The organism is Lentzea kentuckyensis (assembly GCF_002150765.1).
GTDB lineage: Bacteria > Actinomycetota > Actinomycetes > Mycobacteriales > Pseudonocardiaceae > Lentzea > Lentzea kentuckyensis.
In genome coordinates this window covers 30,900-46,941 of record NZ_MUYM01000076.1, presented here as the reverse complement: position 1 = coordinate 46,941, position 16,042 = coordinate 30,900, and the positions used below count along the sequence as shown (strand labels likewise).

Here is a 16,042-nt window from a genome sequence, read left to right as displayed (position 1 = left end):
CGTCGTGATGCAAACGTATCCGGCCTGAAACTAAAACGGCCGGATCGCGCTGTTACGGCGCGATCCGGCCATCAATTGGTTCTATCAGACGCCGGCGACCTGAGTCCGCTGGTCGAACACCTTCGCCACAACGCGGTGCGAGGGCAGGATCGCGGAACGCTCGGCGTCCGCGTCGGCCTTGCCCGCGACGATGTCGAGGAAGTGGTCGAGCTGCGCGGCCAGCGGTTCGCGGGCCGAGATCAGCTCGGGGATCTCGATGATCGTCTGCTGGCGGTAGCCGCGGCCGTCCGGCGTGGCGGCGTCGTTCGAGACGTGGCGGTAGATCGTCACGTCGCGGCGCAGCAGGTCGGCCTCGATCAGGCGGTCGACCTCGGTGATCGTCAGCGACCGGACCTTGCGCTGGCCGATGCGGCTCGCGGACACGGTGGCGAGGCCGCCGTTGGCGAAGCCCAGCACCGTCTCTGCCACGTCCTCCGCGCCCTCGACCGAGGTCGGGTGGAAGTAGCCGAACGTGCCCTGCACGTCCGTCGGGTCCTGGCCGCCGAACACGCGGATCGCCAGGTCGACGTCGTGCACCAGCAGGTCCCACGAGACGCCCGTGCGGATGCGCGGCGCGTACGGGGAGTGGCGGGTCGCCGTGACGTGCACCGGGTTGTCGACCAGCGACAACGCCGTGAGGACGGCCGGGTTGTAGCGCTCCAGCAGACCGCACATCAGCGGCACACCGCGCTGGGCGGACAGCGCCACGACCTCCTCGGAGGCCTCGATGCCGGGGCAGACCGGCTTCTCGATGAGCAGCGGCTTGTCCTGGTTCAGGACCTCGACCGCGAGACCGTGGTGGTACTCGGTCGCGGCGGCGATGACGACGGCGTCCACGTCGGACAGGTCGCCGATCTCGGGGCTCCACTGCGCGTCGTAGCGCTCGGCGATCATGCGACCGGCCTCTTCGCGGGGCTCGGCCACGCGGACCAGGTCGCAGCGGTCGGAACCGGCGAGCACGCGGGCGTGCAGCGAGCCCATCGTGCCGGTGCCGACGAGCAGGATGCGGGGGTTCGCGGTCATGCGCCCAGCACCTCCCGGATGGTGCCGATGACCGTGTCGAGCTGGTCGTCGGTCAGGTGGGCGTGCACGGGGATCGACAAGCACTGCTGCGCGATCTTCGCCGCCACCGGGGTCTCCGACATGACGACCTGCTTGTGACCGCGGTACGCGTCGTAGTCCGTGACGAGCTTCGGGTAGTAGATGCCGTTGCCGATGCCGCGCTCGGTGAGCTTGGCGGCGAACTCGTCACGGGTCAGCGCGGCGTCGTCGCCGATCAGGACCGTGTACTGGTGCCACACGTGCGAGCGGCCGGGCAGCTCGGACGGCGTGCGCAGGCCGGTGATGCCGGCGAGGCCCTCGTTGAGCTTGGCGGCGTTCGCCTTGCGCTTCGCGGTGATCTCGTCGATCTTCGCGAGCTGCGGGATCGCGACGGCGGCCGCGAGGTCGGTGAGGCGGTAGTTGTGACCGGCCATCACGTACTCGTAGCGGGCGCGCATGCCCTGGTTGCGCATGACCCGCAGCTTGTCGGCGATCTCGGCGTCGTTGGTGGTGATGATGCCACCCTCGCCGGTTGTGATGTTCTTGGTCGCGTAGAAGGAGAAGCAGCCGAGGCCGAAGCTGCCGGCGCCCTTCCCGTCGAACTTCGCGCCGTGCGCCTGCGCGCTGTCCTCGACGAGCGCGAGACCGTGCTCCTCGGCCAGCGGGGCGATCTTGCCCATGTCGGCGGTCTGGCCGTACAGGTGGACCGGCATGAGGACCTTGGTCCGCGGCGTGATCGCGGCCGCCATCGCCTCGGGGTCGACGCAGAAGTCGTCCTCGCGGATGTCCGCGAACCGGGCGGTGGCGCCGGCCTCGAGGATCGCGTTGAGCGTGGCGATGAAGGTGAACGGCGAGGTCACGACCTCGTCGCCGGGCTGCAGGTCCAGCGCCTGGATCGCCGCGACGAGAGCCGTCGTGCCGTTGTTGACGGCAATGGCGTGGTCGACACCCGCGATCTCGGCGAAGGTGTCCTCGAAGCGCTTGACCATCGGACCCTGAGCGATGACGCCCGAGCGAAGCACCTCGAGCACATAGGGCTCCGCGTCGCTCACGTCGACAACGGTGATTGGGATCATTACTCCGTACTTCCCTCGGGAGACCGCTCCCGCTCCGACCGGTCCGGCCTGCGCGAATGCGGATTGTCATGGGCTGCCGGGCACGTCAGCGCCGCGAACACCGTCGCAGGCTACCTGTGTTAGTGGAGACGAAACGGCGGGGGTACAAGGCCGTAACCAGCCTCACCCCGTACCACGGCAAGACGGCCCCGCGTGACCAGTTACCCTCGTAGTCCGGGCGGCCGCACGTCACGCAGGCCATAACACGGGAGAGCACAGCATGGACTTGCAGCATCGGCTGCGGAACACGTTCGTCGAGGCGCTCGCGCTCGGTGAGGACGTCGACGTCGAGAACCTGAAGTACCGCGACATCGACGAGTGGGACTCGGTCGGCCACATGGCGCTGGTCGCGGCCATCGAGGACGAGTTCGACGTGCAGTTCGAGACCGAGCAGGTCATCGACATGAGCAGCTTCAAGGTCGCGCTCGACATGGTCAAGGACCTGGGCGCGGAGTGACTCTCTCCGGCAAGGTCGCAGTCGTCACCGGTGGTACCAGGGGCATCGGTCTCGCCACCGCCGCCGCGCTGGCCGAAGCCGGGGCGACGGTCGTGCTGACCGGCCGGGACGAGGCAGTCGCCAAGCAGCGCGCCGCCGAGCTGGGTCCCCAGGTCAGCGGCCTCGCGCTCGATGTGACGGACACCACTGCGGTGAAGGACGTGTTCCGGCAGATCGCCAAGGAGCACGGCCGGATCGACGCGCTGGTCGCGAGCGCCGGCGTCATGGAGGGCGCGCTGATCGGCATGATCGGCGACGACCACGTGGCACGCATGTTCGACACGAACGTCACCGGTGCGATCGCGTCCGTCCAGGCGGCCGCGCGCGCCATGATGCGCAAGAAGACCGGCTCGATCGTGCTGCTCGCCTCGATCGTCGGTGAACGCGGCAACGCGGGTCAGTCCGTGTACGCCGCCACCAAGGCCGCGGTCGCGTCGCTCGCGAAGTCCTCCGCCAAGGAGCTCGGCCGGTACGGCATCCGCGTCAACGCGGTCGCGCCCGGCGTGATCGAGACCGATCTGACCGCAGGCCAGTCCGAAGAGGTGCTGGACCGCGTCCGCAAGGACACCGCGCTCGGCCGCCTCGGTGCCGCCGACGAGGTCGCGAAGGTCATCAAGTTCCTGGTCAGCGACGAGGCCTCGTTCGTGACGGGGCAGGTGCTCGGCGTCGACGGGGGGCTCGTGCTGTGAGCCTGCTGGCCCCCGGCGCACGCCTCGTGGACGCGACGTCCGGCGAGGTGCTCGCCGGACCCGAGCTCCGCGCTGCCGTCGACAAGATTGCTGCTGAGCTCACCGCGCTGCCCGCCGGTGTGCTGTTCGCCCGCACGTCCGTCGACGTGCCGAGCGTGCTGCGCTACGTCGCCGCGTTCGAGTCCGGCCGGGCCGTCGCACTGCTCGACGCCGGTCAGGACCGCGAGGTTCTCCTCGGCCTGGTCGAGCGCTTCCGTCCAGCCGCCGTGCTCGGTGGCGAGGGTGAGCCGCCCGCCGGTTACAGCGCGGACTGGGTGCGCGAGGAAGCCACCGGCGTCGTGCCGCACCCCGACCTCGCCGTGTTGCTGCCGACCAGCGGCTCGACCGGCAACCCCAAGTTCGTCCGGCTGTCACGGCAGGCCGTGCTGGCCAACGCCGAGGCGATCGCCGAGGTCCTGGGCATCACCGCCGACGAGGTGGCGCCGACCAGCCTCCCGTTGCACTACAGCTACGGCATGTCCGTGCTGAACAGCCACCTGCTGCGCGGCGCGACCGTCGTGGTGGAGCCGACCGGTGTGATGGGGCGTCCGTTCTGGACGGCCGTCGAGGAACACAAGATCACCTCGCTGGCCGGCGTCCCGTACCACTACGAGATGCTCAAAAGGCTGCGCTTCGACCCGGCCAAGTACCCGAGCCTGCGCACGATCACGCAGGCGGGCGGCAAGCTGCGCGAGGACCTGGTCGTCGAGTTCAACGACAAGATGATCGCCGCTGGTGGCCGTATGTTCGTCATGTACGGCCAGACCGAGGCGGCGCCGCGGATGGCCACCGTGCCCGCGGAGAAGCTGGCCGAGAAGATCGGCAGCGCCGGTCCCGCGTTGCCCGGCGGCGCGTTCTCGATCCGTCTCGACGACGGCTCCGAGACCTCCGATCCGGACGTCGTCGGCGAAGTGCTGTACCGCGGCCCGAACGTGATGATGGGTTACGCGGAGTCCGAAGAGGAGCTGTCCGAACCAGACACTCGCGACGGTCTGCTCGAAACGGGCGACCTCGGCCGCCTGGACGCGGACGGCTACCTGTTCATCACCGGCCGGCTGAAGCGGATCGGCAAGGTCTTCGGCAACCGGGTCAACCTCGACGACCTGGAACAAATGCTGCGCGGTTCCGGGTTGGACATCGGTGCGGCGGCCGCGGTGCCGGCCGGCGACAAGGTCGTCGTCTGGGTCGAGAACTGTGCCGCCGACACGCGCAAGGCAGCTGCCAAGGCACTGTCCGAGAAGCTGCACATGCACGTGTCCGGATTCGACGTGCGGGACATCGACGCACTTCCGCTGCTGGCCAGCGGCAAGATCGACTACCGCTCCCTGGAGGGACGCGCGTGACCACCACTGCCGAGAGCGTGTTCGGCCTGAGCCAGGCCGAGCGCGAGGCGGCGCTGCTGCCCGTGCTCACCGAACTGACCGAGCACCACCGCGCCGGCGGCGAGCCGTACGACCGGATCCTTAGCTCGCTCGGGATCGCCCGTGGCACCTCGTTCGACTCGGTCGAGCAGCTGCCGTGGCTGCCGGTGCGGATGTTCAAGCACCACGTGCTCAAGAGCGTGCCGGACGACGAGGTCTTCAAGGTGCTCACCTCGTCCGGCACCACCGGCGCCGAGGTGTCCCGGATCTATCTGGACAAGCAGGCGGCGGCCGACCAGCCGCGCTACCTCGGCAAGACGCTGCGCACCGTGCTCGGCGACCAGCGCCTGCCGATGCTGATGGTCGACACCATCGGCATCATCAAGAACCGCCGCTCGTTCTCGGCGCGCGGTGCCGGCGTGCTCGGCATGGCGAACTTCGGCCGCAAGCACGTCTACGCGCTGGACGAGAACGACCGCCCGGACGTCGAGGCCATCAAGGGTTTCCTCGCGAACCACGGCAACGAGCCGTTCCTCATCTTCGGCTTCACCTTCATGGTGTGGCAGTACCTCTACGAGGTCGCGCGCGAGCACAAGCTGGACTTGTCGAACGGCATCCTCATCCACTCCGGTGGCTGGAAGAAGCTGATCGACCGCGCCGTCGACAACGCGGAGTTCCGCCGCGCGTTCGCGCAGGACACGGGCCTGACCCGGATCCACAACTACTACGGCATGGTCGAGCAGCTCGGCACCGTCTTCCTCGAGGGCCCGAGCGGCAACTCGCTGTACTGCCCCGACTTCGCGGACGTCGTCATCCGTGACCCGGAGACGTGGCGCGAGCAACCCGTCGGCGTGCCGGGCGTCATCGAGGTGGTGAGCACGGTGCCGCGGTCCTACCCCGGCCACGTCCTGCTCACCGAGGACCTCGGTGTCGTGCACGGCGTCGACGACGGCGACTGGCCCGGCAAGCGCTTCTCGGTGCTCGGCCGTCTTCCCCGCGCCGAGGCGCGCGGATGTTCCGACACGTTCAGCGGGAGCCCGGCGTGAGTGTTGAGCAGCGTTTCCCGGCAGGCCCGGCCGTCGAGGTCGACGCCCTGCTCGCCGAGATCACGGCGGAGCCCGAAGGCGGCTATCTGTCCGTGGGCGACGAGCGCGTCGTCCAGTTCCTGGTGAAGTTCGCGCGCAAGCTCCTCGCGCCTGCCACCGCGCGGCGCTACCCGGAACTCGCGTCGCTGGGCTTCTTCCTGCGCAAGGGCGAGATCGCGAAGGCGCTGGCCGGCCTGGAGACCACCGGCGACCGGCTGAGGTTCCCGCGCGGACTCGTCTTCCACGTGCCACCGGCCAACGTGGACACGATCTTCGTGTACTCGTGGGCGCTGTCCGCGCTCGCCGGCAACCCGAACGTCGTGCGGATCTCGCCGCGTTCCGCCGGTGCCGCGCAGGCCGTGATCGAGGCGCTGAACTCCTCGCTCGCGGAGGCCCACCCGGCCATCGCGCAGACCCAGCGCATGATCACCTATGGTCGCGACGAGGCCGTCACCTCCGCCCTGTCCGCTGCCTGTGACCTGCGGGTCATCTGGGGTGGCGACCGATCGGTGGCCGAGGTGCGCAAGTCCGCGCTGGCCCCGCACGCCCGCGACCTCACGTTCCCGGACCGAGCGTCGTTCGCCGCCGTCTCGGTCGCCGGCTGGGAGGCCGCGACGCCCGAGCAGCGCAGGGACGCGGCCATCGGGTTCTACAACGACTCCTACTGGTTCGACCAGGCCGCCTGCTCGTCGCCGCGCACCCTGTTCTGGGTCGGCGACGCCGAGCGCGCCAAGCCGGCCCGCGACGAGTTCCGCACGCTGCTCGCCGAGGTCGTGGCGAGCAAGCAGTTCGTGGTCGAGCCCGCCATGGCGGTGCAGAAGCGCGTTTCGGCGTACGGCGTCGCGGCCGAAGGGCACGCCACGGAGATCCGTTTCGACGGCAACGCGGTGGCGACGATCGAACTGACCGCGCCGGACGAGGTCCCGCGCGAATGGCTCGGCGTCGGTACGTTCCCGCAGACGACCCTCGCCGACCTGGCCGAGTTCGGCCGGATCGTGCAACGCAAGGACCAGACGCTCAGCGTGTTCGGCTTCGACCGGGACGAGGTGCTGACCTTCACCCGTCGGCTCGCCGGCCGGGGCATCGACCGCGTCGTGCCGTTCGGGTCGGCCCTCAGTTTCGCGGCTGTTTGGGACGGCTACGATCTGCTGTCCGAGTTCAGCCGCATCACGACGGTCACCGTCTGATTCGATGCCGCCGCAACCACCACACTCCACCGGAGACCACAAGATGACCACTGTCGAGGCAGAGGCGGACATCGCCGAGGTTCCGCCAGAGAGCACTAAGACGACCAAGGGCAAGATCATCCAGTGGGGTCGTCGGCTCATGGTGGTCCTGGTCATCGGGTTCACCGCCTACGCGTTGATCACCAAGTGGAACGACGTGTGGCACACGATCTCGGCGGTCGCGTGGCAGTCGAGCCTGCTCAGCCAGATCGCGGTCATGGCGGCCATCGGGTTCAACACCATCGCGTGGCAGACGATCATCGACGACCTGGGCAAGCCGATCGGCGTGTTCCGCGGCGGCATGATCTGCCTGGTCGGCGGCCTCGGCAAGTACGTGCCCGGCTCGGTGTGGGCCTACCTTCTGCAGATGGAGCTGGGCCGCAAGGCAGGCCTCCCGCGTGCCCGCATCTTCACCGGCTCGCTGATCCAGCTCGGCATCGCCACCGTCGCGTCGCTGCTGCTCGGCATCATGGCGCTGCCGGTGATCTTCAAGGAGACCCCGCAGGCGGTCTGGCTGTTCGCGCTGCTGCCGATCGGCCTGATCGCGCTGCACCCGAAGATCCTGACGTGGGGCACCTCGCTGGTGCTCAAGACGCTGCGCCGCCCGCCGCTCGACCACCAGCTGCGCTGGGGCACGATCGGCAAGGTCCTCGGCTTCTCCATGCTCGGCTACGCGGCGTTCGGCGCCCACATGTGGCTGCTGGCGAACTCCGTCGGCGCGCCCGGCGTGAACGGCCTGATCCTGTGCATCGGCGCCATGGCGATCAGCCTGACCGCCGGCCTGTTCGCGTTCTTCCTGCCGTCCGGTGCGGGCGTGCGTGAGGGCGTCATCGTCGCGGTGCTCGCCGCCAGTGGCATCGACCCGGTGCAGGCCCTGGCCTTCGCGGTCGCCTCGCGCCTGATGTTCATCATCGCCGACGTCGTGACCGCGGGTGCGGCCGCCGCCATCGCGACGTACCGCAAGCGTCAGGCGGAGGCGCGGATCGCCGCGGCCGCCGCAGCGGCCCAGTAACCATTCAAGACTGATCGTTTTTCTTCAAAGAATCATTCCATCGGTCCGGCGGACAGTTTCGTTACACACGAAACTGTCCGCCGGATGTGTTTGAAGCATCTTCAGATTTTTCTCGCCAGAACGCCATTCTTCGGGCAGACTGGCGTCGTTTCCTGCTGACGGAACCCTCTGGTGGGGCCTTCGGGTTTCGTTGACAGACGTACACAATCCTGGGGGAGCAGCAGCATGTCTCGTCGTGCTGTCTCGCTCGTCGCTGCCATTGCGGCCGCGACGGCGGGACTTTTGCCCATCGTCACTTCCACGGCAGCCTCTGCCGCACCCGTGGTGCAGCAGCAGGCTCCCGTCGTGAGGGCGCAGGCCGGTGTGTGGGAGGACTCGCCGGTCTACAAGAAGTGGGTGGCGCTCGGTGGCGCCTCGTTCGCCGGTGACAAGGTCGGGGACGAGGTCGTCCAGGAGGACGGCATCCACTACGCCAAGTTCTCCAAGAACGTCGTCATCACCTGGAAGGACGGCGTCGGCGCGTTCTGGTTCTCCGGTGCCGTGGCCGCGAAGTGGCAGCTGTGGCTGGACAGCAACGGCGTCACGAAGACCGTCGCCATCATGGACCAGGTGCAGATCAACCGCGGTTCCCAGCTCGGGGTCGCGTCCGCGTTCGACAACGGCAACTCGGTCTACTACTCGGACGCGTACGGCGCGTTCGCCATTAGCGGCAGCAACCGGGCCAAGTTCTGGGCCAACGGCAGCATCACCGGCGGGTTCGGCTGGCTGATCAGCGACGAGGTCCCGCACCTCGGCGGTGGCACCACGCAGAGCTTCAGCCAGATGGTCAGCCTGTACAAGAAGCCCGACGGCGAGCCGTTCTGGATCAGTGGCGCGCTGCGTGACAAGTACATCGCCGACGGCGGTCCGGCCGGTGCGCCGGGTTGGCTGTTGCGTGACCAGGCCGCCGACGCCAACAACGGCTGGAACGCCGGCGCCACCAACGGCACGATCTACTGGAGCGCCGGCACCGGTGCTCGTCGCCTGACCGGCGAGGTCGCGGCCAAGTACTACGAGCAGGGCGGCCCCGGTGGTCACGCCGGCTACCCGAACTCGGACACCCAGGCCGTCGGCAACGGCACGTTCGCCACGTTCGCCAACTCGGTGTCGATCTACCACTCGCCGACGACCGGCGCGCACTGGCTCAGCGGTGCGCTGCGCGACCACCTGACGAACATGGGTGGTCCCACGGGTCGCCTCGGCTTCCCGACCTCGGACCAGTTCGCCACCACCGGCGCCAACGGTCTGTACGTCCTGTTCGGCCCGAGCAAGGTCATCCTGTGGGGCGCGAGCACCGGTGCGCACGTGGTCGAGGACCAGTACCTCGCCAAGCTGCGCGCTGACGGCGACGTCCGCGACTACGGCCTGCCGCAGACCGGCGTGGGGCCGGTCGGCCCGTACAACTTCCAGCAGTTCACGAGGGCGTCGATCTTCGACGGCAACGGCCGCAAGACGATCACCATCGGCTGGGACTTCCGCGCCGGCTGGTGGCAGCTCGGTGGCTACTCGGGCCGCCTCGGCATGGCCACGGGTGACGTGCAGTTCGGCTCGGAGCCGAACACCTTGGTGCAGCTCTTCGACGGTGGCTACCTGCTCTGCGACTACAACGAGAACCAGTGCTACTACGACTACTGGACCTCGTCGCAGCTCCAGGCCGCGTCTTCGCAGCCGAAGGTGACGCTGGAGCAGGCGCGCACGGAGGGCACGAAGCTCGGCGTGGCCAAGTCGGCTCCGCGCAAGTGATCTCGCAGTTCTGAAGGCTGAAGGGGCTGGCGTCCGCACTCGGACGCCAGCCCGTTCGCATGTTCGCAGCTTCACCACGGGGGTTTCCAAGCATGTCCGTTCGACGTTCTGTTGCGCTGGTCGCCGCCCTCGCGGCGTCGACCGCCGCGCTCCTGCCGATCACGCTCGGTACCGCGAGCGCCGCTCCTGTTCCCGTCCACCAGGCCGCGGACGACGAGGTCGTGCAGCTGCCGGCCGGCCGCTGGGAGGACTCGCCGATCTACGCGAAGTGGCAGGCGCTGGGCGGCGCTTCCTTCGCCGGCGACAAGGTGGGCGACGAGATCAACCTGTCCAACGGCATCCGCTGGGCCAGGTTCTCGAAGTTCGACATCGTGATCACCTGGAAGGAAGGCCTGGGGGCGCACTGGATGTCCGGTGCGATCTCGCGGCATTGGCAGCCCGGTGACGCGATCGTCAAGTCGGCCGCGACGATGGACCAGGTGCCGGTGAACCGCGGCTCGCAGGCGGGTGCGGCGATCGCTTACGACACCGGCTATTCCGTCTACTACTCCGACGCCTACGGCGCGTTCGCGCTCTCCGGCAAGCAGCGGGAGAAGTACTGGGCCACCGGCAGCGTCACCGGTCTGTTCGGCTGGCCGATCAGCGACCAGATCGCGATGGCGGACAACGGCGGCGTCGAGCAGCGGTTCAGCGAGGCCGTGAGCCTGTTCCAGCAGGTGCCGAGCGTGTCGGAGGCGTACTGGATCAGCGGTGCGCTGCGCGACAAGTACCTCGAGAAGGGCGGCCCGAACGGCTTCGGCTGGCTCTCCTACGACCAGTCCGTCCAGCACGACAACGGGTGGGCCGCTCAGACGGCCAAGGGCGGCATCTACTGGTCGGCGGGCACCGGCGCGCACGCCATCAGCCCGAAGACCGTCGAGAAGCTCAACCGCGCCGGTGGCGTCGTCAGCCACTTCGGCTACCCGAGCAGCGACACCGCGGACGTCGCCGGCGGCCAGACCACGGACTTCGCCACCGGCAAGACGGTGTACGTCACCCCGGACGGCAACGCCTTCTGGATGGGCGGCCGGGTCCGCGACGAGTACAACGTGAACGGCGGCACCGCCGGTCCGCTGGGCTGGCCGAAGTCGGACCAGACGCCCGCGCCCGGCACGGACGGCCAGTACGTGCTGTTCCGCGAGAGCCTCGACAAGGTCATCCTGTGGGGTCCGCGCACCGGCGCCCACGTCGTCGGCGGCCTGATCCTGCAGAAGCTGCGCGCCGGCGGTGACGTCGCGGTGTACGGACTCCCGCAGTACGGCCAGATGGCCATCGGGACCACGGCGGAGTTCCAGCAGTTCGAGAAGGCCACCGTGTTCCTGCGCAGTGACAACCACGTCCCGACGCTCGCCGGCGACTTCCGCGCGTTCTGGTGGCAGCTCGGTGGCGTGGACGGCCCGCTCGGCATTCCGCGCGGGGACGTCCACCAGCTCGGGTCCCCCGACTTCCTGGTGCAGGACTTCGACAAGGGCCTGATGTGGTGCGACTACAGCGTTGGTGAGTGCGGTTACTCCATCGCGAGCGACCGCTCGCCGGCGGCGGCGACGCGGGAGAAGGCGGAGGCCACGAAGTTCCGCGTGACCGCGGCACGTCCGCGCAAGTGATCTGGAAGATCCGTCGTTCCCTGGGGGGTACGGAAGACATGTCGGTCAGAAGTTCTTTGGTGGTGGTCGCGGCTCTGCTGGCCGCGGCCGCCCTCCCGTTCGGCACCGCTCACGCGGCGGACGAGTGGGAGAAGTCGCCCGTCTACGCGAAGTGGCAGGCGCTCGGTGGCGCCGCGTTCGCCGGCGACAAGGTGGGTGACGAGGTCGTCGAGCGCGACGGCAAGCGCTGGGCGAAGTTCTCGAAGTACGACATCGTGATCACCTGGCGGGAGAGCGCCGGCGCGCACTGGTTCTCCGGTGCGATCTCCCGGAGGTGGTTCTTCGGCAGCGGCTCCGGGCCGGTCGCGGTCACAGACCAGGTCCAGGTGAACCGCGGTGCTCAGGCGGGTGCGAGCGTCGACTTCGAGTACGGATCCTCGGTCTTCTACTCCGACGCCTACGGCGCGTTCTGGGTGCACGGCACGGAGAGGTACACGTACCTCGGGAACGGCGGCCCCACCGGCAAGTTCGGCTGGCCCACCAGTGATCTGCTCCCCGTGGGGGAGCGTTTGGGCTGGGAGCAGCGGTTCAGCGAGGCCGTGAGCACCTACCGCGAACCCGAACGGTCGGCGGTCTGGATCAGCGGTGCGCTGCGGGACAGGTTCCGCGAAGAGCTCGCCGCCGGCCGCCGGAACTGGCCCGCCGGCGACCAGCTGCAGCGGGCGGGCAACGGCTGGTCGATCAGGATGAACAGGGGCGCGATCTACTGGTCGACGCAGACGGGAGCGCGCCTGCTCGACTACGAGGCGAGCAACGCACTCGAGTCCAACGGTGGCCCCGGTGGCCAGTTCGGCTACCCGGCTACGGACACCACGGCGCACGACGGTGGGTTCACCACGGACTTCGTCAACAAGACGACGGTTTACCTCGGTCCCGCCGACGACGGCGCGTTCTGGATCAGCGGCCGGGTGCGCGACGAGTACGGCATGCAGGGCGGCCTCGCCGGTCCGCTCGGCTGGCCGAGGTCGAGCCAGACCCCCGCACCGGGCACGGACGGCGTGTACGTGCTGTTCGGCGACGCGCGGGACAAGGTGATCCTGTGGGGCCCGCGCACCGGCGGCCACCTCGTGCGCGGCCAGATCCTGGAGGAGCTGCGGGGCGGCGGTGACGTCGCGGTCTACGGCCTGCCGCAGACCGGCGAGTGGATCCAGCCGACGTTCACGTTCCAGCAGTTCGAGTTCGCGTCGATCTTCCCGATGGGGACCGCGACCCACACCCTGGGCTGGGACTTCCGCGACATCTGGTGGCAGACGGGCGGCACCGAGAGCCCGCTCGGCCTGGTCGCGTCGGACGCGCTGGAGGTGCAGCCCAAGGTGTTCCACCAGCAGTTCACGAACGGCTGGATCACCTGCGACTACAACGGCGGTCAGTGCGTCTACTCGGTCACCGGATCGAAGGCGCAGCCGCAGACGCAGTTCCACACGACCACGTCCGGCCCGCGCAGGTGAGCTGACGGATCGGCGGAAACGAGGGCCGGCACCGGGGCAACCGGTGCCGGCCCTTTCGCGTGTTCTCCAGGGTTGTCTGAAGAGGGGGTCTGAGAACATGGTCGCAAGACGTTCTGCTGCTCTGGTCGCCGCTCTCGTGGCGTCGACCGTCACGTTCAGCACCGCGCACGCAGCGCCCGCGGGCTGGGAGGACTCGCCGGTCCACGCGAAGTGGCAAGCGCTCGGCGGTGCGTCGTTCGCCGGCGAGAAGGTGGGCGACGAGGTCGTCCAGGACAACGGCATCCGCTGGGCGAAGTTCTCCAAGTACGACATCGTGATCACCTGGCGCGAGGGTGCCGGCGCGCACTGGATGTCCGGCGCCGTCTCGCGGTTGTGGCTCGGCACCAGTCCGGCCGTGGCGGCGGCGGCGATGGACCAGGTGCCGGTCAGCCGCGGTTCGCAGGCGGGTGCGGCGATCGCCTACGACACCGGCTACTCCGTCTACTACTCCGACGCCTTCGGGGCGTTCCCGATCTCCGGCGCGGAGCGGGACAAGTACTGGGCGAACGGCAGCGTCACCGGCAGGTTCGGCTGGCCGGTCAGCGGCCCGCTCGCCGTCGAGGGCGGCATCGAGCAGCGGTTCAGCGAGGCCGTGAGCCTGTTCCACGAACCGGGTGCGCCGCAGCCGTTCTGGATCAGCGGTGCGCTTCGGGACAAGTATCTGGAGCAGGGCGGACCCGCAGGTCAGCTGCGCTGGGTCTCGGCCGACCAGGTCGCTGCGCCGGGGAACGGGTGGAAGGTGTGGCTCGACGCCGGGACCACGATCTTCTGGTCGCCTGAGGCGGGAGCACACTGGGTCGGCTCCACGATCGCGGACAAGTACGAACAGCACGGCGGCCCCACCGGTCCCTTCGGCTACCCGGCATCGGACACGACGTCGCTGCGCTACGGGATCAGCACCGACTTCGTCAACGACACGACGATCTACCACCGGCACCGCTACGGAACGGATCGCCCGTTCTGGATGAGTGGCGGAGTCCGCGAGACCTACCGCCGCTACGGCGCCGACGAGGGGGACCTGAACTGGCCGATGTCGGACCAGACCCCTGCTCCCGGCACCGACGGTCAGTACGTGCTGTTCAACTCGGCGCACCTGCAGGACAAGGTGATCCTCTGGGGCCCGCGCACCGGTGGGCACGCCGTCAAGTTCGACTTCCTGGAGTCGCTGCGCGGCGGCGGCGACGTCGCGGTCTGGGGACTGCCGCAGAACGACCGGACGACCGTGGGCGAGTACGAGTTCCAGCAGTTCGAGCACGTCTCGATCTTCAAAGGCGCTACCCGGTACGTGAGGATCGGCTGGGAGTTCCGCGACCTCTGGTGGCAGACCGGCGGCATGCAGAGCCCGCTCGGAATGGCAACCGAAGACGCCGGCTTGGTCGGGAACAACGTGAAGCGGCAGAAGTTCGACAACGGCTGGATCCAGTGCGATTACAAAATCGGTTCGTGCTACTACGGAACGAATTGAGGGGCGATTTTTCCCAGGTGACCACGTATTGTCCGCGCAACTGAGTTGCGCTCCTGGGGGTCGAAGTTGTTGGTAAGACGTTGCATTGCGCTGGTCGCTGCCCTCGTGGCGGCGACCAGCGTCGTGACCGGCACCGCGAACGCGGCCGGTGAATGGGAAACCTCGCCGGTCCGCGCGAAGTGGCTCGCGCTGGGTGGCGCGTCGTTCGCCGGTGACAAGGTCGGCGACGAGGTCGTGCTCGACAACGGCATTCGCTGGGCGAAGTTCTCCAAGTACGACATCGTGATCACCTGGCGCGAAGCCGCCGGTGCGCACTGGATGTCCGGTGCGATCTCACGGTTGTGGCTCGGCACCAGCCCGGCGACGGCGGCCGCGATCATGGACCAGGTGTCGGTGAACCGCGGTTCTCAGGCGGGTGCGGCCACGGCCTACGACACGGGTTACTCCGTCTACTACTCCGACGCGTACGGCGCGCACGCGATCGGTGGCGCCGCGCGGGACAAGTACTGGGCGAACGGCAGCGTCACGGGCCGGTTCGGCTGGCCCGCCAGTGGCCTTCTGGACGTGGGGAACGGCAGCGGGACCGAGCAGCGGTTCAGCGAGGCCGTGAGCTTCTTCCACAAGCTGGGCGAGCCCACGCCGTTCTGGATCAGCGGCGCGTTGCGTGACAAGTACCGGGACACCGGTGCGCCCAACGGCTTGAACGACTGGCTCACCTCGGACCAGGTCGAACAGCCCGGCAACGGGTGGAAGGCCGAGTTCGGCTCACCGCAGGCGATCTACTGGTCCGCCGCGACCGGAGCGCACGAGCTGAGCTGGGACGCGACCGCCGCGTACCAGGCACACGGCGGTCCCTCGGGTCCGTTCGGCTACCCCAAGACCGATACGACGGCTGAGGGCTGGAGTCTCCACTTCACGACGTTCGTCAACGCGTCGCTGTACAAGGGCGACGCCGGCATCTTCTGGATGAGTGGCCAGGTCCGCGACACGTTCGAAGAGAGCCGGCGCAGCCAATACGGCCAGGGGTTCGGCTGGCCGACCTCGAACCAGACCCCGGCTCCCGGCACCGACGGCCAGTACGTGCTGTTCGGCGATCGCACGGTGCTGCTCTGGGGTCCGCGCACCGGTGGCCACGCCGTCCGGGACGAAGCCCTGCGGAAGTTGCGCGCTGGTGGTGACGTCGCGGTGTACGGCCTTCCGCAGTACGTCCACGGGACGCAGTACGGCGAGGACGGCTTCGTGCAGTTCGAGAAGGCGTCGATCTTCGTGAACAGCGGCGTCGGCAGGACGATCGGTTGGGAGGTCCGCGACACCTGGTGGACCTCCGGCGGTACGAGCAGCCCGCTCGGCATGTCTCGGCTGGACCAGCAGACGACCGAACCCGGCGTGGTGGTGCAGGGCTTCGAGCACGGCTGGATCGTGTGCGACTACAACATCGCCGAGTGTCGCTACGGCGGGCAGATGACGGCGGAGGAGGTCCGCCGCCAGGGCACGAGGGTCGCCATCGCCCGTCGAGGATGATC

General features: G+C 68.7%; 13 protein-coding genes. 11 read left to right on the top strand and 2 right to left on the bottom strand.

What is annotated here, in order from left to right; translation table 11 throughout:
* Positions 1 to 84 precede the first annotated feature (84 nt).
* Together B0F77_RS32640 and B0F77_RS32635 are read right to left on the bottom strand one after the other, a co-directional pair.
* Positions 85 to 1,062 carry a Gfo/Idh/MocA family protein gene (locus tag B0F77_RS32640; protein WP_086666870.1) on the bottom strand — a complete coding sequence of 326 codons (978 nt, stop codon included), beginning with the start codon at positions 1,060 to 1,062 and terminating at the stop codon, positions 85 to 87.
* Positions 1,059 to 2,156 carry a DegT/DnrJ/EryC1/StrS family aminotransferase gene (locus B0F77_RS32635; RefSeq protein ID WP_086666869.1) on the bottom strand — a complete coding sequence of 366 codons (1,098 nt, stop codon included), beginning with the start codon at positions 2,154 to 2,156 and terminating at the stop codon, positions 1,059 to 1,061. Before B0F77_RS32635 ends, B0F77_RS32640 begins: the two co-directional genes overlap by 4 nt.
* Before the next feature lie 259 nt (positions 2,157 to 2,415).
* On the opposite strand from B0F77_RS32635, the gene B0F77_RS32630 reads away from it, so the two are divergent.
* From B0F77_RS32630 to B0F77_RS32580, 11 genes are all read left to right on the top strand, one after another.
* Positions 2,416 to 2,652, top strand: a complete 237-nt coding sequence (locus B0F77_RS32630; protein WP_086666868.1) for an acyl carrier protein — start codon at positions 2,416 to 2,418, stop codon at positions 2,650 to 2,652.
* On the top strand, positions 2,649 to 3,380 hold the full coding sequence (locus B0F77_RS32625) for an SDR family NAD(P)-dependent oxidoreductase (RefSeq protein WP_086666867.1): 732 nt from the start codon (positions 2,649 to 2,651) through the stop codon (positions 3,378 to 3,380). Before B0F77_RS32630 ends, B0F77_RS32625 begins: the two co-directional genes overlap by 4 nt.
* A complete protein-coding gene (locus tag B0F77_RS32620; protein ID WP_086666866.1) occupies positions 3,377 to 4,762 on the top strand; it encodes an AMP-binding protein in 1,386 nt (461 codons plus the stop codon). The genes B0F77_RS32625 and B0F77_RS32620 overlap by 4 nt, the downstream gene beginning before the upstream one ends.
* A complete protein-coding gene (locus B0F77_RS32615) occupies positions 4,759 to 5,826 on the top strand; it encodes a LuxE/PaaK family acyltransferase (RefSeq protein WP_086666865.1) in 1,068 nt (355 codons plus the stop codon). The genes B0F77_RS32620 and B0F77_RS32615 overlap by 4 nt, the downstream gene beginning before the upstream one ends.
* A complete protein-coding gene (locus B0F77_RS32610) occupies positions 5,823 to 7,052 on the top strand; it encodes an acyl-CoA reductase (protein ID WP_245848939.1) in 1,230 nt (409 codons plus the stop codon). Before B0F77_RS32615 ends, B0F77_RS32610 begins: the two co-directional genes overlap by 4 nt.
* Before the next feature lie 43 nt (positions 7,053 to 7,095).
* The gene (locus B0F77_RS32605; protein WP_086666863.1) at positions 7,096 to 8,103 is read left to right on the top strand and encodes a lysylphosphatidylglycerol synthase transmembrane domain-containing protein; all 1,008 of its coding nucleotides are present in this window, start codon (positions 7,096 to 7,098) and stop codon (positions 8,101 to 8,103) included.
* 225 nt (positions 8,104 to 8,328) lie between these two features.
* The gene (locus B0F77_RS32600; RefSeq protein ID WP_086666862.1) at positions 8,329 to 9,885 is read left to right on the top strand and encodes an LGFP repeat-containing protein; all 1,557 of its coding nucleotides are present in this window, start codon (positions 8,329 to 8,331) and stop codon (positions 9,883 to 9,885) included.
* A 92-nt stretch (positions 9,886 to 9,977) separates the two neighbouring features.
* Complete coding sequence (locus B0F77_RS32595; protein WP_158102881.1) at positions 9,978 to 11,528, top strand: LGFP repeat-containing protein; 1,551 nt, start codon at positions 9,978 to 9,980, stop codon at positions 11,526 to 11,528.
* 38 nt (positions 11,529 to 11,566) lie between these two features.
* Positions 11,567 to 13,015, top strand: coding sequence for an LGFP repeat-containing protein (locus tag B0F77_RS32590; protein ID WP_143467005.1), 1,449 nt, complete (start codon positions 11,567 to 11,569; stop codon positions 13,013 to 13,015).
* A 97-nt stretch (positions 13,016 to 13,112) separates the two neighbouring features.
* Entirely contained in the window at positions 13,113 to 14,519 is a 1,407-nt protein-coding gene (locus B0F77_RS32585; protein WP_086666859.1) for an LGFP repeat-containing protein, read from the top strand.
* 105 nt (positions 14,520 to 14,624) lie between these two features.
* Complete coding sequence (locus B0F77_RS32580) at positions 14,625 to 16,040, top strand: LGFP repeat-containing protein (RefSeq protein ID WP_086666858.1); 1,416 nt, start codon at positions 14,625 to 14,627, stop codon at positions 16,038 to 16,040.
* Positions 16,041 to 16,042: the final 2 nt, after the last annotated feature.

Bases quoted from the DNA above. Each gene is read 5' to 3' on its own strand.
- B0F77_RS32635 (WP_086666869.1), bottom strand. From the start codon at position 2,156: ATGATCCCAATCACCGTTGTCGACGTGAGCGACGCGGAGCCCTATGTG.
- B0F77_RS32605 (WP_086666863.1), top strand. From the start codon at position 7,096: ATGACCACTGTCGAGGCAGAGGCGGACATCGCCGAGGTTCCGCCAGAG.
- B0F77_RS32595 (WP_158102881.1), top strand. From the start codon at position 9,978: ATGTCCGTTCGACGTTCTGTTGCGCTGGTCGCCGCCCTCGCGGCGTCG.
- B0F77_RS32590 (WP_143467005.1), top strand. From the start codon at position 11,567: ATGTCGGTCAGAAGTTCTTTGGTGGTGGTCGCGGCTCTGCTGGCCGCG.
- B0F77_RS32585 (WP_086666859.1), top strand. From the start codon at position 13,113: ATGGTCGCAAGACGTTCTGCTGCTCTGGTCGCCGCTCTCGTGGCGTCG.
- B0F77_RS32630 (WP_086666868.1), top strand. From the start codon at position 2,416: ATGGACTTGCAGCATCGGCTGCGGAACACGTTCGTCGAGGCGCTCGCG.
- B0F77_RS32600 (WP_086666862.1), top strand. From the start codon at position 8,329: ATGTCTCGTCGTGCTGTCTCGCTCGTCGCTGCCATTGCGGCCGCGACG.
- B0F77_RS32640 (WP_086666870.1), bottom strand. From the start codon at position 1,062: ATGACCGCGAACCCCCGCATCCTGCTCGTCGGCACCGGCACGATGGGC.